This is a genomic window from Enterococcus sp. 2G9_DIV0600 (assembly GCF_002140615.1).
Classification (GTDB): domain Bacteria; phylum Bacillota; class Bacilli; order Lactobacillales; family Enterococcaceae; genus Enterococcus_D; species Enterococcus_D innesii.
In genome coordinates this window covers 581058-603305 of the sequence record NZ_NGLL01000002.1, presented here as the reverse complement: position 1 = coordinate 603305, position 22248 = coordinate 581058, and the positions used below count along the sequence as shown (strand labels likewise).

Genomic DNA, 22248 nt, shown 5'->3' with positions numbered 1-22248 from the left:
ATTCACCTCCTTAGTGTTAGGTACGATCATGTTGTTTAATCTCTGGGTACGAATCGCAAGATGATGCGATAGTTCGGTACCAATGAATCTTCGTAATAGCCCCCTTGGTCCTCTTCTGCATCTACGACCCACCGAGGATAATCACCGTAAAAATCACCAGTCAATGAAATCGGTGCCCGGCTCCTTTCTTCTAAGCGCATCAGGGGTTGTTCTTCCATTGCTTCATAGAGCTGGATTTCCGTTTCTTCCGTTTTTAGATTCAAACGTAACAACGGTACCGAGATGTCGTCATAGGTCAGGATAGGGTCTTCCTCTTCGCTTTCACTTTCCGCATAATCAAGCGGATCTTCGCCAGCTTCTAAGAGCACGATGCCGGCACTATCATCAATAGCTACTTGATTGATGTAGGTAGCTACTGCCAAGGAAGAGTGATTACGGATCTCATACGTTTGACTCTCAAAATTACGATTAGACTCCGCCGCATTGTATAAAGATTCGAAAACCATTTTCGTAGGGATCGTCACCCGCATATGCTCAAGTTTGGAAGTCACGTCAATACCGATCACCTGTTGATAGGCTTTATTCCCCACTTCAAGCACCGCATAATAGCTGCCATCTTCGTCAACATCCAAGGTGACATCCGTATCAATGACACGAAAATCAGTCGTCATATCGGCATGAGTCAAGACATTTTCGGCTTGTGCTCGGCTTTCTTCCAGAATCAAAGCATGGAGTGCTGCTTCATTAGCTAGTTCATTGACTTTGAAGCGATCCAATGTGATATTGTAGGCTTCAAAATCCACCCCTTTGATGACTGTGCGACGGGCTGTGGTATCAATTAGTGTCTCAACAGAAGGTTTTGATAAGAAGACTGAAACTTCTGTCTCCGTTTCCAAGCGTTCATTTTCTCTCAGTTGGATGCGGAAATACCGATAGAGTTCACTTTCATCACGGTATCCTTCCCATTCGATACGTTCAGAATCCTTGGTCAACTCAACGACCTCACCCGCCGTATTCGTGTATGTCACGACTGTGACATCTGTATCTTCATACATTGAACCAGTGATCTCAGTGGACTGATCACTCAAGGCATCAATTCGTGCCACCAACCCTTCTGGTTCAGAAAAAGCGATACGACGATAGTTATTGGCACTGATTGCGGCAACAAAATCCACATCATTTAATGAGGAGATAGATCCTTCCGCATTTTCCACACTGATATAACGAGAACGCGCATTTGCGTTGAATGTTCCCCATGACGGGTTGACCCCATTGTTTCGATTGATCCGCAATCTACCTGAAACATTGATAAATTCTTCATTGGGTTGCTCACCAGTTCCTGTCCAAAGGGAAACTTTTTGATTTTCAAAATTGATCGATAATCCATTCGCCGCGGTGTTATTATTCGAACGAATCAATTGCTGTAATGTCGTTCGACTTGTTCCTGCACGTGTCGTAGGATGGATCAACTCAAATCGTTGAACCCCTTGAAGATTTAAGCTCGCACGGGCGTTTCTAAAATAAATCATCTCATTACGGTTTACTTCGGTTTCGACTAGAAACACCGCTTCTTCATCCACCGTTATAGTATTGGCAATGTCGATCATCGGTCGACTGGTTGAACGATTCCTCGTTCTACCAGCATCTGTCACATGAAAACTAGCATTTTTACCAATCGTCATTTCACTGAAACGCCGTGTGCTTGAGTTAAAGCCATTGGAAGTATTGGCATAAAAGGAAGCACCTTCTTCCATGACAAAGCTAGCTCCTCGCGGGGCGTAAAAAGCAGGTCCTATTTGCTCTATCGACATTTTCGCCCCTTTGCCCAAGGTGACAACGCCGTTCGTATTATTGACCCGAATCGCCCCAGCATCATTTCGGTTGCGCTCACGGACAACGGTAAGTTCTGCTTCTTCACCTAAAGTAAAAATATGACTTACTCGAAATGGTGAATCAGATAAGGTTTCTGAAACAGTCAAGTTCCCACTGGTTGCTTCCATATGATAGATTTTTGCTTTGCTACCTGTGACAAACGAACGAATCGTACGCCGTCCGGTGAAGCCGTAACTGGCTTTTGAGTGAATCTCCGCTCTATCGCCTACATAAACATTCGTTGTCGTGGTTCCATAAAAGGCGATCCCCCGTACTTCGACGAATAGCTTACTGCCTTCTTCCATCGTAAATTGAGAGCTAGCACGGGTCAGACGAATCGCTTCTGCCGTTCGAGTAGATGTTCGATTGATATGCAATTCTGCACCAGCCTCTAGTTTTAGCTCATCACGCAAACGAATAAAGTTTTGGTTGTCATTGGTTCCGTGTTCAGATAAAAAGAGCTTTGTTTCTTTCCCTACGATCATTCTTCGAGTGGAACCGTTGTTTCCGGTCAAACCTTGACCGGATGTCAGATTGATGACATTTTCCTCACCGAAATGCAGTTCACTTGTTGTAGCGATCCCATGAAAAATCGCTCCTTGTTGCGTAATCGTCATATGATTGTTATTGCCAGAAACAAAGCGAGCATTTGCCGCTTGCAATTGCAAGAATGCCGCACTAGTGATAGTAACTTGGCGCTTAGAATTCAAAATAACATTATCACCAGTAATGAAGGAATCACGAACAGAAAAACGGCGCACATTTGAATTATTATTCGCACGCTCTTCTAGCTCAATATGGCTACGGTCCTCCATGCGAAACGTTTTGATCATCGTATCGGCAGTAAAACCATTACCGGTGATTGCATCTATCCGAGCATTTTCCCCCACAACGACATCCGCTAAAGAAGCGGTCAGGACTGGACCGGTCTGATTGACAGTCATCTGAGTAAAGGCACCGATGTGGACCTCTGCTTCTGCACTGCGCAAATGGATAAAGGCACCAGTTGTCGTTCCTGTGCGTGTCCCAGTAATCACCGTTGGCCGTTCAGCAGAACTATTTTCGACGATCAATCGGCGTCCGGCATTGATCGCTGGTGTAGCGCTAACTGTTCCAAATTCAGAAAACTGCACTTGACTTCCTGCTTGGATCACCACTTCCCCAAGGGTACTCGTCGTATTGCCTGATAATCCTTGACCTGTTCCAACATCAAGTGTCGCTCCCGCAGCGACCGTCAAGCGGCTATCTTGGTTGGCATTTGGTACAGAAACCACTGCCCCAGACTGACGGATCGTCGTCACACTTTCTTGCCCAAATACAAGTGTGGCTGCTGCTCCAGTCAAATGAAAGACGGTCCCAGTATTAGCATTTGCCGACCGTGTGACGGAAAATACTGCTTGTTCCGCAATCACTCCTTGATTTAGTTCAAAAATCGGAGTGGTATTTGTGGAACGATGATCGATCGTAAATTCCCCTTCGACGGTCAAGCGGTTTGCAGTAAATAGTGTCGGAATCGATGCGGCTGCGGTCGTTAACCGATTGCTGCCTTTGAAATGCAGGTGCGCTTGATCATTATTCACCAATCGTCCAGTAGACGTTGTTAGCTCTAGTTGGGTATTTTCAAAAACGATCGTGGATTGCCCAGTTGTTTGAGCCAAACCTTGGGCCGAAGTGATCCCTTGCAGCTGAAGACCTTGCCAAGTTAGTTGCACTGGATTGGCAAATTGCATCAAATCATTCGCTGTTGCTTGAGAAATGACTGCTTGTTGCCCAGTAAACGTAACATTTGTCCGCTGAATCTCGCTGATTGGTGCAGACAAAGTGAAAGTGCCAGAAAGAGTCAGAAGGATGGCTTGGTCATTGGCGATTTGTCCATAGTCATACAAAGTGTCTTGACTATCCGTATAGGATTCTCCTAATAAAATCGCCCGCAGTTGCTCCTCACCTTCAACTGAAAGTGCCAGGATTTCTGCTTCTGTGTCCAAGGCTTCGACTTGTGGTTCTTCCACATCTGCCTCATCATCAACCTCGTTTGCCAAATCTGCCTCGTTCGTGCTTTCTTCTGGCAATGATTCTTCTACCAGCTCTTGGTCTTCTTGGCTAGCTTGGGACGAATCTTCGGGAGAGTCAGAGGGTGCTGGGGGTTCTTCACTGCTTTGCTCCGTTATTGCCGGAAAATCAGCTAACTCATCCGAGCTACTCGTTGGCTCAAGGTCAGATGACGCGCTCGCTTCTGTAAGCGAAACAGTATCTGCCTCAACTACTTGTTGGAAAGTCACTATCGTGTTGATTCCAGAAGTACTTATTAGTAGTAAAGCAGAAAACAACGTAATTAATTTCATCATGTCCTCCTTTCTTCAAGTATTATTCAGTAATATGAAGTCCTTATGCCTAGGCTACTCGCCCCCTTTTTCCCATAGAATCGTCCCATAAATCTTCGTTTTTGAGAATCGACAAAAAAGACATTTGAATTTATCAAATGTCTTTAAAAAGTTGTTAAGTTAGGGTTTTGTCAAATAACAACTACATAAGAAAGTTATCCTCTTAAAAACGAAGGTTTATGAGACAGAATAGCTGTAAGTGTTTCACACGTGTGCCTTACTAACACTTAGGATACCGTGGTCTCAAAACAAAAGAAAATCATTATTTTCATCAACGCCTGAAATAGATGAAAATAACAATCGTTGTCCTTTCTAAAGCTTCCTATCACAAGCTTTGTACTAAAAAAGAGGTGATTGGGCTGAGCTTAATTTTCTTTCCAAATAGTCCCAATCTTGCTCATCTGGAAGTGGTTTTAGTAAGAAGTACTCTGTTTCGATATGATAGTCAGAGAGGTAACGTGGATAATTTGTGACAACCATATCGATATGGGTCTCATTCAAGGCTTCTTTGGTCAAGTATTGTAGTGGAATAAAGGTCAAAGAATGCCGGTTTCCAAATTGACGGAGCGCGCGTATTTGGATATGCTGACAAACAAAATGATCTCCTTCTAAAAGAAAATAGACTGTTTTTTTGGAAGCGTAGAAATCGAAAATCAATTCACTATATAGCGTGAGACTCACACATACATCCTCAAGATAACTTGTGTTTAGAGCGAGCTTGTCGCGATGTTCTTCAAGAAAATGCAAATTTTTCTGGTAAAGCTCGCAATTCGAGCGCATGATTGCTTCTTTGATATCACTCATTTCTTTGTTCAAGACAGGGGTGATTTGATGGTTGAGCTTTCTTGATAGGAAAAAGGACCGTAAGAAGGTTTGGATAGTCGCTTGCTTTTCTTGTGGTACGTCTCGTCCCCTCAAAAAGAGTTCTGTCATTTCTGCAATTTCTGATCCCCGATTAAAATGCTGATAAAATTTCTGTTCTTGTTCCTCTTGATTGAATGTTCGCTTACAAAGCGTTACTAGATAGATCCAAGCAAATTCTTCTTTTGACAAATGCAAATCGTAAATACTTTCAATGTCTTCTTTTAAGGTACAAAACGCAGAAAAACCACTACACTTATAGGCAAGTTCCGCTAACTCTTCTGGAAGATCGATCGAACAACCGAGACTGGCACGCTTGATGGCGATGTAAAACGTATAGTTAAAAGCCGCAGGCGTTACCCCCGAACCTAAATCATAATCGCCTGTTTGTCCTTGCAATTTCTCAAGGATCAACTCGTGTAACTCAGGATCTGGAATCATCGTATAGATCGTTTCAGCACCTTCATAATAAAAATCTTTGAAAAACTTCCGCAGATTTGCTTCGCTTCCTTCAATTGTTAAAGGATTGGATGTCCATTGCAAACCATAACTTTTCAATATGGGGTTACGTTGGTTAAGCAAACGGCGGAACGTACTTTCTGAGAAATGATAGTGATGGGCCAATTCATCAACTTTGGCCAGCTTTCCATGGAAAATATCACCAATGATCTCAAATAAGCATTCATTTTTTAGTAGGTTCTGTTTTCGTTTCTTGTAAATTTCGGCTTGTTTTTCTTCGAAAATAAAGCCGCTATTTCCCGAAAGCAAGGAAATACTCTCAGCAAAATATTCTTTGATATATTTAATGTCACTGGCAATCGTTCGCTGAGTCACTTGGTTTCGCTCTGCTAAATCACCAATAGTGAAAATACGGTCACGCTCTATCGTACTCAAAATTCGAAATAAGCGGCTTGTCGTTCGGTTACTAATAAAAGCCATCTGTAAATCTCGCATATTTTTTCTCCTTGTTTGGTGTTTTCTTTTCTTTACTATTACACAAACAAAAGAAAAAGCGAAACATTTATGCATATTTTAATCATTTTTCTTAAAAATATGTACGAATATTGATATAAATTGTAAGTTATTTTCAAATCCAAAATTCATGACTTCTGGCATGAAAGCAGCACTCTATATTATGGCTATGTACCGTCCTCTGCAATAAAATGGTCGGTGTGCTTTGACCACAGTTACTCGCTCAGAGACCAACAGTTTTTTTAATCCCATCAAAAAAACCACACCTGCCTCTCTAAGAGTCAAGTGTGGTTGATAAGTTTTATTTTTCAAACAGATACTGCGCAGTAATCGATGATTGACAATTAATCAGTTGTTCTGGGGTTCCTTCGTACAAGATTTCACCACCACGTATCCCACCATCAATGCCGACATCGATCAGCCAATCCGCTGCTTTCATGACCTCAAGGTTGTGTTCGATCACGATCACCGTGTTGCCTTTTTCCACTAGTCGTTCGATGATCGCCAAGATGCTTTTGATGTCTGCCATGTGCAATCCGGTCGTTGGTTCATCCATAATGTAGATATTGCCTTTTTTGCTTAATTCTTTTGCTAACTTCAGTCGTTGGCATTCACCACCAGACAAGGTATTCAATGGCTGTCCAAGGGTCATGTATCCTAGTCCCACAGCCAAAATCTGTTTTAGTTTTCTTTGAATCGCTTTTTCCTCAAAGAATTCCACCGCTTCTGTGATGCTCATGGCAAGGACTTCATCGATCGACTTGCCTTTCAAGTGATACTGGTAGACTTCTTCTTTAAACCGTTTGCCGCCACAGGCCTGACACAAAACCTCGACGGAATCCATAAAGGACAGTTCCATCTTGATGGTCCCGTGGCCTTTGCACGTTTCACAGGCGCCTTCGGAATTGTAGGAAAAAAGACCTGCTGAAACCTTGTTTTCTTGCGAAAACAACTTGCGAATGTCATTCATGATTCCTGAATAGGTTGCAGGATTGGAACGAATATTTCCCGCCACCGCTGATTGATCGATCGTAATGGCTTCAGGGTATTCTTTGGCAAAAACACCATTTACTAAACTGCTCTTTCCAGAACCAGCGACACCGGTCACCACCGTAAATACCCCTAATGGCACCCGCAGTGCTGTATTTTTCAAGTTATGCAGCGTTGATTTTTTCGTTTCGATAAACTGATGACTCTGGCGAGGTGCTTCTTTAAAGTCCATTATCTGTCCAAAGGCTTTGCCAGTCAGTGTATCTGAGCGCAGCAATCCTTCAAAGGTTCCTTCGTAAGTAATATAGCCGCCATTTTTTCCAGCTTTAGGACCAACATCGATAATATGGTCGGCTGCTTTAATGACATCTGGATCATGCTCCACTACGATGACGGTGTTTCCTTTGTCCCGTAGTTTGACTAACAATTCATTCAATCGATGGACGTCCCTTGGATGCAGCCCAATACTCGGCTCATCAAAAATGTAGATCACATCGTTCAAGCTAGAAGACAAGTGTTTGACCATTTTTACCCGCTGGCTTTCCCCACCAGAAAGGGTCGTCGTTTCACGGTCTAAGGAAACATAATCCAACCCGATATTGATTAGATCAGTGATTCTCGCTTGGATGTTTTGAAGCAGCGGTTGGACACTCTCCTCCGAGATTTCTTGAAGAACCGTCAATAGTTCATCCACTTGCATCGCCAAAAAGTCCGCAATCGAATAGCCCGCGATTTTACACGCGAGTACTTGTGGATTGAATCGTTTTCCCTGACAGTCAGGACACTTCTGCTCATTCATGAAAGAAGCGATTTTCTTCTGGGTAGCAGCGGAGCTTTCATTGCCGCCCTTGATATTGGAGCGATTAAATCGAGCGACTAAGCCTTCATAGGTGGAACTCATCCCTTCCATATACAAAGAGTCGATTTTTTCTCCTTGGGCATACAAAAAGCGGTTCATTTCCTCTTCGCTATATTCTTTCAACGGCTTGTCATTGTCAAAAAAGCCCGTATTGGTGAAGGACTTCAGCAGCCAAGAGCCGACTTTATAGCCAGGAAGCAGGATCGCCCCTTCGTTTAAGGACTTTTCAAGATCCAGTGCCTTTTCTAAATCTAATCCGACGATGCGCCCAATCCCTTCACAAGTGGGACACATCCCATGAGGATCATTGAAGGAGAAATTCCATGCAGGACCTAAATACGGTTGACCAAGACGAGAAAAAAGCAAGCGGATCAAGGGATTGATATCCGTGATCGTCCCTAATGTGGAGCGGGAATTGCCGCCTAAACGGCTTTGATCAACTACTACCGCCATCGAAAGATTGTCGATGGCATCCGCATCGGGCTGGCTATATTTTGGCAAAAAGTTGCGGACAAATTTCGAAAAGTTCTCATTCAGCTGTCGCCCAGCTTCTTGTGCGATCGTGTCAAAGACGATCGATGACTTGCCTGAACCAGAGACACCCGTGAAAATCGTGATTTTTCTTTTGGGAATCTTCAAGTCAAAGCCCTTCAAATTGTTCTGCCTGGCGTTGTGGATCGTAATGTATTCCTGCATGCTATACCCTCCCAGATTCTGTTGAATTTTTTCAGTGAGCGACCATTATAGCACAAACATTCTCGCTGTTTCTCGGAATTTTGAAAAAAAACTATGTTTATTTTATGTTTTGTTCTAAATGCTGGAATAGCAATGGTGGGGCTTATGCGATTTTTCGATAACTGTTGCATAGGAAGGAATTTAGCGTGCGAACGAAGTTAGAAGACAGAGGGAAGAACGAGTATTTTGAATGACCTTAAATTGCTAAAAGGTAAAAAAACAGTCTATTTCCCCTTGCTTGCAAAGTGAAATGGACTGTTTTCATGAAATAACCTTTAACCGTTTGAAGCCGACTGTTATAGATCAGCTCAATGCAGTTGACGGAAACGTTTTGATTAATGTCACCGTTTCTTCTGCCCCATAATCCCCTTCGGCATATAAATCAAGATACTCTTCCAACAAATAGTCAGCAAGGTCTTGGGAAGATTGCGTAAAACCAGCCTTTTCGTAAGATTTGACTGCAGCACTATTTTTTCTCGATGGTCGCATCATCAATTTTTGAATGCCGAATGTTTCATGTAAATGATCACCGAGGGTGACGATCGCATCGGTGCCAAATCCTTTGCCGCAATGAATTTCCCGATTCAACCAGATATCCAGTTCTGCTATGCCGTCTTTTAGATGAAATGAGGAGTAGCTAATAAAGCCAATAGGTTCACCTGCATGTAGAATCAAAAATCCTCTGCCATTTTGCGGTTGGGCGCCAGTAAAGTAATACTCTTGATAGTCCTCAAAAAACTCTGCTTCAGTGGTGATCGGTGCATTAGGATAAGAAGGTGGTCCGGAATGATACTTTGTGGTTTCAGAGTGAAAACACCATTGATAGACCGCTTCTTTATCTTTGATTTCCGCAGGGGTTAAAGTGACTTTGTTGCCTGTTAGCATGTAGCACACTCCTTTGCTTAGTTAGTATATGATAGCTGCTGTGCTTATTTTAATCAAAGGTACTTTAGAAAACAACTGCTCGCCAATTCATTTATTAAATATAGATTTCGTTTAGGAAAACAAAAAACCAATTGCTTTCTTTCATTTTTCAAAGACTTACTATGTAGGTTACATACATAAATAAAACCGAAACAGCAGACTTCCTCTCTGTTTCGGTCTTACTTCATTAGTCTACGAAAAATTCTTCTAACAATTCTTGCCTTTCATAGGCATGTGACCATTTGTTCCACCTACCGGTTCACTGAGATGGCCATTCGGTGATAGGTATGGCGCTTGCCTCTGATGGCGATGGATAGTTGCAAGATGTTCTCGGGATCAGCGGTCCCAGAAAAACCTGCATCTCCGATATGATGAAGGTCACAGCCGGCACGTTTGCTAGTCAATGCCAAGGCACGGATCGTACCTGTATCTGCACCTTCTTGTGTAGTGCCAATGGTGCCCATGACCAACTTCCCTTTTTGGTGGATAAAGGCCACTAGATCACTCATATGTTGTTCACTCAGCCCAGGAATCGTGCCCGCAATGGGTACAAGAATAACATCGGCTCCAGCTTGAATGAACGCAGACGCAATTTCTTCATCTAACACGGGTTCATTGACACCAGCTCCGTGCATTTTTCCAGCAATAATGATCCCAGAGAAAACGGCTCTTGCTTGTTTGATTGCCGCTGCGATCTCTTTATTTGAAACGCCAGTGGAAGGATTTCCTGTCAGACAGATAAAATCAAATCCAAGTGCTTCTGCACGAGCCATGTTTTTCTTTGTTGCCAAACGCCCCGTAGCGATAGTTGTCAGCTGTTCCATCTGCTCCGCACAATCGTCGACAGGCTCAAGATTGACCCCAAGAGGCCGCCCCGTTAAGCATTGCAAAAAGCGAATGGGGTCATCCGTTGTCGGTAATCCTTTGATAGCGCCGTTTTCGCAATCAAATAGGTTCAGTAAAATCAAATCCGCCCCAAATGCAGCGACGAATTCAGCATTGGTGATTCCTCTAGACATCGGATCGATTTGGACATCATTTTCTGCTACGATCGTCCGCCCCGCACTTCCTCGGATACTTTCCAATAGCTGGTCTTTATCAAATGATTTAAAATCAGCTGCCGTGCAATTCAATAATCGTTTTGTCTCCATTTACTCCTCACTTTCTGAACCGAGTTCACTGGCTAATGTCCGATTATCCAGCATTTTGAAGAATGGATAATAGATGGCGATAGAAACCGTCAGATTCACCAGTTGTAAGATTGCGCCCGAAATATGTCCGCCTGTGGCTAGATAACCGCCGATGATTGGCGGCATCGACCAGGGAACCAAAACGACGGCAGGTTGGACGATCCCCATGGCAACTGTCGTATAAGAAATGATATAGCAAACGACCGGCGTCAGAATATATGGGAACAAAATCAAGGGATTCATGACAACGGGCAATCCAAACATGATGGGTTCATTGACATTGAAAACTGTTGATGGAAATCCGAGTTTCCCCAACTCTTTTAAATACTTGCTTTTACTTCTGACTAATAGCAAGATCGCCAAGCCCAAAATCACCCCACTACCGCCAATCCAAACAAAGGTATTCATAAAGGTATAATTGATGATATGCGGAATCGTTTCGCCGTTTTGAAAAGCGATTCGATTCTCATCGATCATTTGAATCCATGTCGGTTGCAAGACGCTCAAGACCAAGTCCCACCCGTGGATGCCCACTGACCAAAACAATGACGTAAACATAATGGCAAACAGACCGCCTATAAAGCCTCCGCCAATGATCGACAATGGTTGTCCCACAAGACTGTACAGCAGATCATGAACATTCGTGTTGCCGAATGATTCCACTAATAAACGAATCACCCAGAAAAGCGAGAGGCAAAAGAATGAGGGGATCAATGCAATAAAGGAGCGACTGACCGCCGGGGGAACGTTTTCTGGCATGCGAATCACGATATTCTTTTGTACGAATAATCGGAAAATCTCCGCCGTGATTAGACTAGTGATGATTGCTACGATCAGCCCGCGGCTACCAAGATAAGACATTTGAATGCCGCCATCTTCAATCGGAGTGACTAAAAGAAAAACCGAAGCTGCCAATACACCGGCAGATAAACCGCTGACGCGGTAAGTGGTTGCTAAACTATACGCAATAGCAAAGGAATTGAACAGCGCCATCACACCAAAGGTCACTTGTACGACAAAGTCTAATTTGCTGCGCCATTCCCCGCCAAAAATACTAGTAACAAATAGGTTAAAGCCTTCCCATGGAACGTTAGATAAAATAACAAAAACGGAACCGATAATAATCAAAGGCATCGTGGTGACAAGTCCATCACGGATGGCAACTAGATGCTTTTCACCGCCAATTTTCTTTCCCCATGGCAGCATTTTTTCTTCCATAAATTTCTTTAACGAATCCTTCATAAGCTTCCTCCTTAACCTTAAAAGAACGCTGACAGATTGCTTTCAGGTATCTTTTCGAAGTGTGAATAGAAACCAAGGCTTGCCACCTTCAAGAACCTAGGATTGAAGTGCTGATCGCCAGAACGCTATTTCTATGAACACAGTAAGAACGCATGGCATTGGATTTCTCAACTATGACTGCCTATTTTCCATGCGACTGTCCTCAACTGATCTTCACACCTGTTATTTGCCGCAAACGATCCTGCGCATGAACCGTTTCAAACGACAAAAAAGGCATTGGACAAGATTGTCCAATGCCTTTGGCATAGCAAAATAAGCGTCCAGCATCCCACGGTTTTTGCCCAAAAACCTGCCTGAATCTACTAGAAATCGACAAGAAAATCGGGTACAATAAACACGTTGATGCCTTTGGCGATCAACTATGGCAACTTGATTGGTCATCCTGCTTAGGGGTCTGACTGATCAGGGCCTCGTAAATCTGTTGGCGCAGAGATACGAGGTGCCTATTTTTTTGGTTTCTATTCGCTTACATTTTATAGAATGTTTTTGGGAAAAGCAAGCGAACATCGTAACAAAATTGCAAATAATGGTCAAAAAAATAAAAAACTATTGTGATTTGTTTGATTGAAACAGAAAATAGTAATTACTTTGCGTATTTATAAAAAAAGGAGGATCGAATCATCCATGATTCAGTCCTCCTTTTCGCGCTAGACGAATACAAACAAAATTCCAGAGCAGATCGTGCCTACCAATAGCCCACGAATACTGCCTTCTCCTTCATTGGGTAACTCAAATTTGATGATATTCACCAGCAAAGCGCCGGTGATCAAGGCTTCAATGATGACCAACAAATAGTAGGGCAATGAAACAAAGAGGGAGAACGCAGCTCCCGCGAAAATACTGAAGGAAAGCACAAAGCGGCCATATTTGTTATAGAGGGCACCATGATGATGATAGAGCAGCCAATCGTTCATGAGAAAGTGCAAACCAAAGGCAATAAAGTAGGTCAAAATGTAAAAACGCTCTGATAGCGTATTGGCAATCACGATATAGCCGATCATGATATTGTAGATCACATGAAAAGCGATATCCGACCAAAAAAAGGCGTTTTTGGCACTGGTGATGTCTTTCTTTTCTAACACCATAAACGTTCGCTCATCGATTTTGTAGATCACGTAACTGAAGACTAAGCCAAACAAAACGATGCCATAGACCCCATGACTATAAAAAATCCCCGAATTCCAGCCAAATTCATCGATCAACACCGTTTGAAAATACGCCAAATGGGGCAATAGATGAACGATCGCATAGGAGATCCCTACACCAGCGGCAAAGGAGCTCATGTATTGCACGTTTAGTTTTCTGGATGAGATAACATTTGAAGATAGATGGATGAAGATAAACCCTAAAGTGATCATGCAATTCACAAGATTGTTTGTTAGATACGTCATAGTTTTCTCCTTCTTACATTCCGTTTGCGGCATCGTTTAATCGCAATTTTCAATAAAAAATTCTTTTTAATTAGTTATTTTTGGTTATTTTCATGAAATATTCTTGTTTACTATACAGTAAGTGAGCTTGGGGGGCAATAGGTTTTTTAGGTTTTTGGGGAGAAATATTTTTCATAGAAAATGACCTTCATTGTTGCCGATTTTTTACCGATGATCTTGTCTTCGTTTTCGGATAGGATAATCTTGTTTTTGCTCTAGCAGACACTAGGTCTAACTTCATTTTTATAAAAAATTGCGCTTATTTGAAGTTAACTTCAAATTTCCGAAAAAATGTAACCAATTTGAAGTTATCTTCAACTTTCTCAATTATGACAGATTTTTGACGTTCGTAACCAATCACTGATGAATTCAGAAAGCCGTTGTTGCTCCTGTTCCATCAAAAAAAAGAAGCAAGAACTTGCAGCGTCCTTGCTTCTTTTTGTTACAATTCATTATACTTCTTTTTCGAATCTTTACTTTCTTTCACCGGATACTTCATGTTGTTTTTTTCCAACTTTTCTTTGATGATCTCATCAATATCAAGACCCAAATTGTCTGCCAGCATATAGGAATAAATCAGAACATCAGCAATTTCTTCTTTTAGATGTTCGAAATCTTGAGTGGCTTCTTCAGGTGTTTTCCATTGAAAAATCTCCAACAATTCGGCGGCTTCGATGGAGATAGAAATAGCTAGATCTTTTTCATTATGAAATTGTCGCCAATTGCGATCATCTCGGAATTTATTGATCCGTTCCATTGGAGAGGGGTGGTTTTGCATGGTAGGACTGGCTCCTTTCGTTTTGTAGGGTTAAGAGCTTTTGGCGCAGATTAGGATTGATTGCATAGATGTAAAGCCCTTTGATTGCTCGTTTCATTAATACATTCAATGAATTAAGGATGATCGTTTCTTTGGCTTTCTTCGTCAATTCTTGGTTCATATCGTCACGTCCCGTAAACGCCCCTTTGTCCTCGTATTTATCGATATCGATGACAAGCTGGTCGGTCTCTGGATCGTATCTGGTCGCTCCGCCCATGTTCGCTTCGTATCGGTCGTATTCCAGGGCAGGTTGATCCCACCAGGATCTACAAGATAAGAAGCTCCGTCTTTCTTATGAACATAATCGAATGTTGAGATGATCCGTGACAGACCTTCCTTTTTATCGAGAGAAAAAATTTTATTCTTCAACGCATCATGGGTTTCCATAATCTGAAGCTCAAAAGATGCTGTTGATTCTGGAATCGGTGTTACACGTTTTTCTACGATATCATCGATCCATTGAATAATTTGGGGACTACTTTTCATTCTTAATTGATCTTTTAGCTTAAAACGAGAAGCATTGTACCTTTTCTGAAACTGATCCAGTTTGTCCTGATCCTAGTAACTTTTGATTTTCAATACTTGTTTCGGATCAAAAATACAAATCGTAATTTTTGCTCGCTTGATAATCTCTTCTAGTTGGTTTTCATAGTGAAAACTGTTATAGCTGTCTTTCTTCGTTAAAAGGAAATGGGCCTCATCCACAATAACGATGTCTGGGTGCAACTTCTGATTATCTGTTTTATTAATAAAGGAAGTTGGCTTTAACATATGATTCTTTTTTAAATTTAGCAAACTTTCTGCCACTGTATGATAGGTTTTTAACATTTCTGAATGGTTGACCAACAAATAGTTATCGGTGCCTTTGAATACAGGCTCTGATTTTGTATAGTCTTGAAGGGTGTTATAGAGAGATGCTAATAAGACGCTCTTTCCCGTTCCAGCTTCTCCTTCAATCATCGAGACTTTTTGTGTTTCATCCTGCTGAATCGCTTGTTTACAGTACTCAATGATTTCAAGTTTTATATCTAACTGTTCTGGCGTCAGTTCTTTAAAAGGGGATAATTTATATACATCTTTGTTGCGAATCATATCGATTGAGTGCTACGCCAATTGACGCCTTTGCAATTCTTCCCATAACTCTTGGAAGACCACTTCATCATAATACTCTTTTTCATAATACTGATGCATCTGTACCTGTCTTGTTTGACTGACATTTTGCAACTGAAACTGCTCATCCCCAATGAAGTGATTGATCAAATTGGTTTCGATATTGTAGGTCGCTGATTGATTGAATTTTTCATGACCAATCAGCAGTACTTCTTTAATTTCTCTGCGCTTAGAGTTATTCAAGTGCTGCTTCAACCGTTTGTTCACTTGAACCGTTTGACCAATGTACGCAACAGGTCTTTTCTTTTCATTTCGGTTGTAGAGTATGTAAACGACTGGGTACTGATCGATATATGCCGTCATTATGCTAGATAGCTCACCTTTCTTGAAATGATGATCTTCTATGATTAGTTGGTTGGTCATCAATTATTTCTCCGTTGTTCGCTTGATTTTTATTTATACATAATGATGTATTGAGAATGCTTTCACATAAAATACATGTTTACAATACAAAGGAATCGAATACTATTGATTCTAGTATAGCATTGTGATCTTTGTTCTTAAAGCATTTGACGAATGAAGAGCACTGAAAAATCTTGTTCGCCAATCCTTTTTCAAAATCACTTGATGAAACCAATCAGCAATATTCCTCCAAGTATGCAAGCTCCCCCCAAACTCAATAAAAGAAATTCTTTACGCTTTTTCTTCTGCTTGAAAACCAGCAATCCGCCATACATGGAAATCAAAACAGCAAATTGTGAAAAAGTGAAACTCTTCGCTACCCCTAGCATTGGAATCATTAAAAATAGACTAATGTTCGCCATACTCCATGCAATGCCCGTACTAATATTTTTTCTGATTTGCTGCCAATCAATTTCTCTTTGTTTAGAAAAAGCAAAAACAGCTGATGCACTCCACATACCTATTGCTTGCGGAAATAATATATCTGAGCCGCTTACTTGAAATGCCTGCGGCAAAACTACATATACGGTTAAAGCCGCAGAGGAAAGCAACAAAAAAGCAACTGCTTTTCGGTTTGTCCGCTTTTGATTCTCTAATGTTTGTTTCTCTTTCCATGACGTCAGCCATATACCAAGTACAATCAGAGATATTCCTCCGCTGCCAATCAGCCACATGGAAACATTTGTCCACTCTTGGAAAAAGAAGGCGGCAACAAAGGTTGTCCCTATTAGTTGAGTACCATTAGAAATAGGCATCGCTTCTGATACCGGTAAAAATTGAAACGAGTAAAATTGGAAGTATTGTCCAATCGCCCAAAAACATCCAGAAATAAATGCGATCATGACGGAAATATTCGTAAATTCTGGTTTTATAAGAAAAGTAAATAACAAGCTGACTGACACAGCAGCAGTTGTCGTTCCAACTAACTGATTAATTGGTTTGGCTCGAGTCAGCTTCGCAATAAGCGGCATGACACCCCAGCCTATCGCTGGTAAAAAATAAAAGAATATCATCATTTCTCCTATAATATACGCTTAAGAAAAGACTGAGCGAAAAACTCAGCCTTTTCTTGCGTTTTTAAAATTGATAGCAATCGTCTTGTATCGATACTTGTTGATTTGTTTTCAGCAGTTTTCCTTTCGAAAGATCAGGTGAAACAACGATGATAGCTGCATCTTTTTTTGCTTCAACCAGTTGCTGCAAATCCATCTCAGCTAATAAAGTACCACAATGCACTTTCTGACCGATGGTGACGTGAATAGAAAAAGGTGCCCCTTTTAGTTCAACCGTATCAATCCCCATATGGATCAAAACTTTCTCTCCTGATTTACTGCCAATTGTTATTGCATGATACGTTGGAAAAATATTTTCGATCATTCCTTCAACGGGAGAATGGACATGACCGTCATGACCGATGATTGCATAGCCCTCCCCCATCATTTTCGAGGAAAACACTTGGTCTTTTACAGCTGCCAAAGGAATAATTTGACCTTTTGCCACAGCTCTCAACACTTTTTTTTCTTTAAAAAAGAGCACGTTCTATCACCTCTACTTTAATTCAGGCCAATATTCTTTATTTGCCTCAATCATTTCATCTAAGATTTTTTTAGCCACTCGCGCATTCGGAACGGTCTGATTCAATGTGAATGCCTGCAATGCTTTTTGATAAGACTCTTCAAAGTAAGCATCAACAAGGAGCTTTTCAGCAGCCACTTGCGCCTCCATTAATCCCTTGTGAAAATCACAAATTGGTTCTCTCAGTGCAATCGGCTCCACTCCCGTTGCTCCCACGTATGCAGGCACCTCAACTACGGCATCCGAACGCAGATTAGGAATCGCTCCTTGATTGGGCACGATCAGCATAAATCGGCGCCGTTCATCATTTAATAAAGATGTCGCCATATCCACAATGTATTGTCCATGCTCACCAAAGTTAAAATTTAAGACATCTTCTTTCTCTCCGCGTCGGATTTTATCTGCCATTTCTTTGGTATTTTTCTCACGGCCATCCATCACCATATTTGCTCGCGTGTATTTTTTGTCTGTGTGCTCTACAACCATATCTGGATACAAATAATACTCTAAGTAATTGTTAGGGATATTGTTTGGAAAATTTCTCGTGATGACTGACATCATTTGAAACGCTTCTTGCCAAGTTTTATCCCCTGCATTAAAGTCAGCAACCTGCATTTCTTGTGTTGTCAGCTTTTCAATAATTTCCGGCATGATTTCTCGTTTTAACTCTTTATCATAGATAGAGGTATACCAACCAAAATGATTTAACCCATAATATGTCGGTATCCAATTTTCACGGTTGTATCCATAGTTGACGGCAATCGTTTCTTCGATCGAAATGGTCATGTCGCATGCATTGATCATTTTCGCATTTGGGTACGTTCTGCGAACCGCTTCAGAGACGATCGATTCTGGATTTGTATAATTCAAGATCCATGCTTCAGGTGCATAGTCTTGCACATAACCGACGATCTCTAGCAATCCTTTCATTGAACGCATGCCGTACGCAAAACCGCCTAATCCACAAGTTTCTTGTCCAACTAGCCCATGATTCAAGGGGATTTTTTCGTCTTTTTCTCTCATTTTCATTCCGCCAACACGAATCTGTGAGAATACAAAATCACAGCCAGTAAACGCATGCTTAGGATCTTCTGTTGAAATGATCTGAACATCTGAAAAGCCCTCTTTTTTCAGCATAAACTGAATAATCAAGTACATATCTGCATTTCGTTCTGCATCAATATCATACAAACGGATTTCAGCTAACGGTAAACGTTGTGCATTATTTAAAATAGCCTGAACAATTCCTGGTGTATAAGTACTTCCGCCTCCAGCGATGGTAATGATTTGTTTTTTCATCCTATTTTCTTCCTTTCTATTGTTCCAATAATTTATCAAATTCAGCCATTACATATGTCACTTCTAACCCAATGATCACTTGATAGTTTTTTTCAGTTGGCTTGATAATCCCGCTCACGCCTAATTGCTTGATTCTTTGTTCCTCAACTACTGAAGAATCAGCAACTTCAACACGCAAGCGTGTGTTGCAGCTGTATGCATCCAAAATATTGTTTTTCCCGCCAAACGCTTGGAGCATTTTTTTTGCCATGTATTCATAATTTTTGCTCGCCAATCCCAACTCTGTTTCCTCTAGAGATATTTCTTCCCCAAATTCTGTCGCAGTTTCTCGGCCCAATGTCTGGATATTTCTCGCTTTAATCAAATAATAAAAGGTAAAGTAATACAAGGCGAAAAATACGAGCCCGATTGGAAGGATCAGAATAGCATTTGTCGCGATTCGGAAATTAATAAGATAATCTACAATACATGCTCCGAAAGTGAAACCAATTCGTATATTAAACAAGTAACAGACGATCCCTGCTAGCCCAGCGAAAAAGGCATGGATCACATACAGCATGGGGGAGAGAAACATAAAGCTGAATTCAACAGGCTCTGTAATATTGGCAATAAACGAGGTGGCAGCACCGCTTCCCATGATTCCTTTAACCATCTCTTTGTTTTCTTTATACGCTGCTTTGTAAATCGCTAAACAGATAGCTGGTATTCCAAACATCATCACCACAAAAAAACCTGATAAAAACAATCCTGCCTGCGGATCGCCATTAATAAAGCGTGTCATTTCTCCTCGGAAAACTTCCCCGCTAGGCGAAGTATAGCTTCCTAAATCGTAATATACATAGGTGTTCAAAACGTGATGCAAGCCAAAGGGAATCAACAATCGATTTAAAAACATAAAAATCCCAACACCGAGTGCCCCCATGTCAACCAGCATTTTGGCAAAATTGTCGATACCCATTTGTATGATCGGCCAAACCAAACCGAAAATAACCGCTGAGATCGTCTGTAAAATCATTACCATCGTCAAAGGAAATTTTTCACCCGCAAAATAAGAGAAAACCATCGGTAATTTTTGTTCCTTAAAGCGGTTATAAGTCCAAGCGGCAATCAGTCCGGAAATGATGCCCCCAAAAATACCCATACTTACTGCTGGATTCATAATCTCCAACCCTTTTTTCAAGGTAGCTATTGCTAAGAAACCAGTAAGTGCTGGTATTCCTTTGTCTTTGGTTTTAGCAAAACCAATTGCGACCCCAATCGCAAACAAGATATCCAAATTGCCGAAAACTGCATTGCCGGCCGCTCCCAAAACGGGAATATTCAACATGTCGTCAGCTGATAGCCGCATGATCAATCCTGCTAGCGGCATTGCTGCAACTGGCAACAACATTGCCCGCCCCAACTTTTGTACATTTGCTTTAAAATTCGTCATTATTACATTCCTCCTATATTAAATTGTTTTATACGTAGTTAATTCAATCAACGGATCTTTCTTTACTTTCTGAGCAAACGACGAATGAATCAAAAATTCAACCTGCTTCAAACGAGGATAAATGAAACTCGACCCCTCTAATAACTCCTGATCCAAATAAGCAGTATGACACATGACTTCGATCGTTTGGTTCCCTTGAAGCTTTTTATACAAATCCTTCAAATAGGCTTCAATAGACGTACTAATTTGTCTTTTCTTCACCTCTTTTTCTCCCACGTCATCAAAATACGGCTCAAAATAATCGACATGCCGCACTTCTTCACTTCGCTCAAAGTTTCCTCTGACGGGCAAATCATATTTTTTGGCTAAAGCAATCACTACTTCCTGATTGCTGCCAAAAGAATGCGTATGGTGATGGCTGTCTAAGTGCGTAGGCAAGATCCCAGCTCGATATACTTTTTGAATCTGAGCATTCCATTCTTGATAGAGCTGATCTTGGTCAATAGCAAATGGTTGCTGATAAAACTTCAACGGTCTAAATCGGCCACCTTCTGTTAGACTATCAACGTTTTCCAAAAGTGGTTTTCCGCATGTTAGGGTCAAATGAACCCCTACTCCTAGACCCCGCACCTCCTTTTTTAGTTTCACTGCATGTTCAAAACCAGGCATGTTCGCCATCAATGTTGTCGAGGTGAGGATCCCTCGCTGGTAGGCATCTAAAATGCCATAGTTAACACCATAGCTGTAACCAAAATCATCCGAATTAAAAATTACTTTTCCCATTTCATTCTTCCTTTCTTTTTCCGATAAAAAAGCGCAACCAAATGAGCATAGCTTGTGTGCTATGTTTCATTCGGTTGCGCCTACCAACTAGTTACGCCCAGATTCACTTATTTAATAGATACGTGCTAAATGAATGGCTAAATAAATAACTTCATTCTCTTGAACCGCCAGCTGAAACTGGTTTTCTATGATCTCCTTGATTTTTAAAGCTGCTTGGTATGCTTCGCTGCTCTTAAAAGTTTCCGTAAAAAAGCCAAAATTTTCTTCTGGAGAGGCTTCGTTATAAATCAAACGCTTGACTAAGAACTTGATATGGATCATTAAGCGATGATATGTCAGTGATTCTTTATCAAAGTTTTCTAAATAAGATTTTTCTAAATAGCTCAAGATCGTTGTCGTCATTTCTAATATTTTCAAACTGTTCAAGCTATTGGGCTCACCTAATTCCGCATTTATAATGTGCATCGTGATAAATCCGACCTCATTTGCACCCAATTCCGTTTGATACTGGTGATTGATCCGTTCAACTACCTCGACAGCTGTATCATATTCGGTTGGATAAAGAAGTTTCATTTCTGGTAGCATAATGGCAGTTACATGACTGTCTTCTCTTTTTCTTTGAACGGCAAAATACATATGATCTGTCAATGTAATATAGATATTGGAATCTAATGGAGAGCTGATCCTAGTGGAAATCAGTTGAATCATCTCTTCAGTAAACTCAATAAATTCAATCGGGATTTGTGCAGCGATCTCACTAAATCGCTTTGTTTTTTCTTTTGAATCCAATGTGAAAATTTTATCTGCAAACACTGGATCAAATGGCTGATTGACTACCGCTGAAAACCCAAGACCTTTCCCCATTGCTATTTTTTCAACTCCATCATCATCAATCAAAACGGCATTATGATTCAGTTTTTTTACCACAAACATTGATTGTCCCCCTTTCCGCATAGTTCTTCAAAATTAGAAGAACTATTTTTCTGAAACTATCGAGTTGTTTTCAAACAATAAAAAACGACCAAAGAAAGAACCCTTTCTTCGGTCGTGCCTAATTTAATAGTAGCACCCTATCACTTATGGACACAGTTTAGCATACTATGAAACCGGTATCAAGGGTGAATTTATTTTTTTGAATAATTATTGAGAGTGACAAGAATTGCTCAATCAATTATATTGATTCTCTTTTATTCAAAAAAGAGAAAACAATCGCTCTTTTATAAATATTTTAATGAACAGTTAGAACAAAAAATA

Annotated in this window: 15 protein-coding genes and 1 pseudogene; all 16 read right to left on the bottom strand. The window is 41.1% G+C overall.

What is annotated here, in order from left to right:
* Positions 1–35 precede the first annotated feature (35 nt).
* Entirely contained in the window at positions 36–4214 is a 4179-nt protein-coding gene (locus A5870_RS16350) for a hypothetical protein (RefSeq protein WP_086293973.1), read from the bottom strand.
* 378 nt (positions 4215–4592) lie between these two features.
* Complete coding sequence (locus A5870_RS16345; RefSeq protein ID WP_086293972.1) at positions 4593–6068, bottom strand: helix-turn-helix domain-containing protein; 1476 nt, start codon at positions 6066–6068, stop codon at positions 4593–4595.
* 319 nt (positions 6069–6387) lie between these two features.
* Complete coding sequence (locus tag A5870_RS16340; RefSeq protein ID WP_086293971.1) at positions 6388–8631, bottom strand: ATP-binding cassette domain-containing protein; 2244 nt, start codon at positions 8629–8631, stop codon at positions 6388–6390.
* A gap of 342 nt (positions 8632–8973) precedes the next feature.
* A complete protein-coding gene (locus tag A5870_RS16335; protein ID WP_086293970.1) occupies positions 8974–9555 on the bottom strand; it encodes a GNAT family N-acetyltransferase in 582 nt (193 codons plus the stop codon).
* 290 nt (positions 9556–9845) lie between these two features.
* Entirely contained in the window at positions 9846–10745 is a 900-nt protein-coding gene (locus A5870_RS16330) for a DUF7916 family protein (RefSeq protein WP_086293969.1), read from the bottom strand.
* Entirely contained in the window at positions 10746–12026 is a 1281-nt protein-coding gene (celB, locus tag A5870_RS16325) for a PTS cellobiose transporter subunit IIC (protein ID WP_086293968.1), read from the bottom strand. It abuts the gene before it with no gap.
* 707 nt (positions 12027–12733) lie between these two features.
* Positions 12734–13477 carry a hypothetical protein gene (locus A5870_RS16315; protein ID WP_086293967.1) on the bottom strand — a complete coding sequence of 248 codons (744 nt, stop codon included), beginning with the start codon at positions 13475–13477 and terminating at the stop codon, positions 12734–12736.
* A 481-nt stretch (positions 13478–13958) separates the two neighbouring features.
* Complete coding sequence (locus A5870_RS16310) at positions 13959–14294, bottom strand: nucleotide pyrophosphohydrolase (RefSeq protein WP_086293966.1); 336 nt, start codon at positions 14292–14294, stop codon at positions 13959–13961.
* Positions 14257–15293 (bottom strand): annotated as a pseudogene (locus tag A5870_RS17725) (DNA/RNA helicase domain-containing protein). The gene A5870_RS16310 and the pseudogene A5870_RS17725 overlap by 38 nt, the downstream one beginning before the upstream one ends.
* 144 nt (positions 15294–15437) lie before the next feature.
* Positions 15438–15866, bottom strand: coding sequence for a GIY-YIG nuclease family protein (locus A5870_RS17720; protein WP_242596004.1), 429 nt, complete (start codon positions 15864–15866; stop codon positions 15438–15440).
* A gap of 197 nt (positions 15867–16063) precedes the next feature.
* Positions 16064–16921: a GRP family sugar transporter gene (locus A5870_RS16300; protein ID WP_086293965.1), complete on the bottom strand. Its 858-nt coding sequence runs from the start codon at positions 16919–16921 to the stop codon at positions 16064–16066.
* Between the two features lie 61 nt (positions 16922–16982).
* On the bottom strand, positions 16983–17441 hold the full coding sequence (locus A5870_RS16295) for a PTS glucose transporter subunit IIA (RefSeq protein WP_086293964.1): 459 nt from the start codon (positions 17439–17441) through the stop codon (positions 16983–16985).
* A gap of 12 nt (positions 17442–17453) precedes the next feature.
* Positions 17454–18779 (bottom strand): family 4 glycosyl hydrolase, encoded by a 1326-nt coding sequence (locus A5870_RS16290; RefSeq protein WP_086293963.1) that lies wholly within the window; start codon positions 18777–18779, stop codon positions 17454–17456.
* Positions 18780–18795: 16 nt separating this feature from the next.
* On the bottom strand, positions 18796–20211 hold the full coding sequence (locus tag A5870_RS16285; protein ID WP_086293962.1) for a PTS transporter subunit EIIC: 1416 nt from the start codon (positions 20209–20211) through the stop codon (positions 18796–18798).
* Positions 20212–20229: 18 nt separating this feature from the next.
* Positions 20230–20994 carry a carbohydrate deacetylase gene (locus A5870_RS16280; protein WP_086293961.1) on the bottom strand — a complete coding sequence of 255 codons (765 nt, stop codon included), beginning with the start codon at positions 20992–20994 and terminating at the stop codon, positions 20230–20232.
* Between the two features lie 111 nt (positions 20995–21105).
* Positions 21106–21927 (bottom strand): PRD domain-containing protein, encoded by an 822-nt coding sequence (locus A5870_RS16275; protein WP_061053730.1) that lies wholly within the window; start codon positions 21925–21927, stop codon positions 21106–21108.
* Positions 21928–22248: the final 321 nt, after the last annotated feature.

What these genes read in the sequence shown, in the direction of transcription:
- A5870_RS16350 (WP_086293973.1), bottom strand. Translation starts at nt 4,214, where the DNA reads ATGAAATTAATTACGTTGTTTTCTGCTTTACTACTAATAAGTACTTCT.
- A5870_RS16345 (WP_086293972.1), bottom strand. Translation starts at nt 6,068, where the DNA reads ATGCGAGATTTACAGATGGCTTTTATTAGTAACCGAACGACAAGCCGC.
- A5870_RS16340 (WP_086293971.1), bottom strand. Translation starts at nt 8,631, where the DNA reads ATGCAGGAATACATTACGATCCACAACGCCAGGCAGAACAATTTGAAG.
- A5870_RS16335 (WP_086293970.1), bottom strand. Translation starts at nt 9,555, where the DNA reads ATGCTAACAGGCAACAAAGTCACTTTAACCCCTGCGGAAATCAAAGAT.
- A5870_RS16330 (WP_086293969.1), bottom strand. Translation starts at nt 10,745, where the DNA reads ATGGAGACAAAACGATTATTGAATTGCACGGCAGCTGATTTTAAATCA.
- celB (WP_086293968.1), bottom strand. Translation starts at nt 12,026, where the DNA reads ATGAAGGATTCGTTAAAGAAATTTATGGAAGAAAAAATGCTGCCATGG.
- A5870_RS16315 (WP_086293967.1), bottom strand. Translation starts at nt 13,477, where the DNA reads ATGACGTATCTAACAAACAATCTTGTGAATTGCATGATCACTTTAGGG.
- A5870_RS16310 (WP_086293966.1), bottom strand. Translation starts at nt 14,294, where the DNA reads ATGCAAAACCACCCCTCTCCAATGGAACGGATCAATAAATTCCGAGAT.
- A5870_RS17720 (WP_242596004.1), bottom strand. Translation starts at nt 15,866, where the DNA reads ATGACCAACCAACTAATCATAGAAGATCATCATTTCAAGAAAGGTGAG.
- A5870_RS16300 (WP_086293965.1), bottom strand. Translation starts at nt 16,921, where the DNA reads ATGATGATATTCTTTTATTTTTTACCAGCGATAGGCTGGGGTGTCATG.
- A5870_RS16290 (WP_086293963.1), bottom strand. Translation starts at nt 18,779, where the DNA reads ATGAAAAAACAAATCATTACCATCGCTGGAGGCGGAAGTACTTATACA.
- A5870_RS16285 (WP_086293962.1), bottom strand. Translation starts at nt 20,211, where the DNA reads ATGACGAATTTTAAAGCAAATGTACAAAAGTTGGGGCGGGCAATGTTG.
- A5870_RS16280 (WP_086293961.1), bottom strand. Translation starts at nt 20,994, where the DNA reads ATGGGAAAAGTAATTTTTAATTCGGATGATTTTGGTTACAGCTATGGT.
- A5870_RS16275 (WP_061053730.1), bottom strand. Translation starts at nt 21,927, where the DNA reads ATGTTTGTGGTAAAAAAACTGAATCATAATGCCGTTTTGATTGATGAT.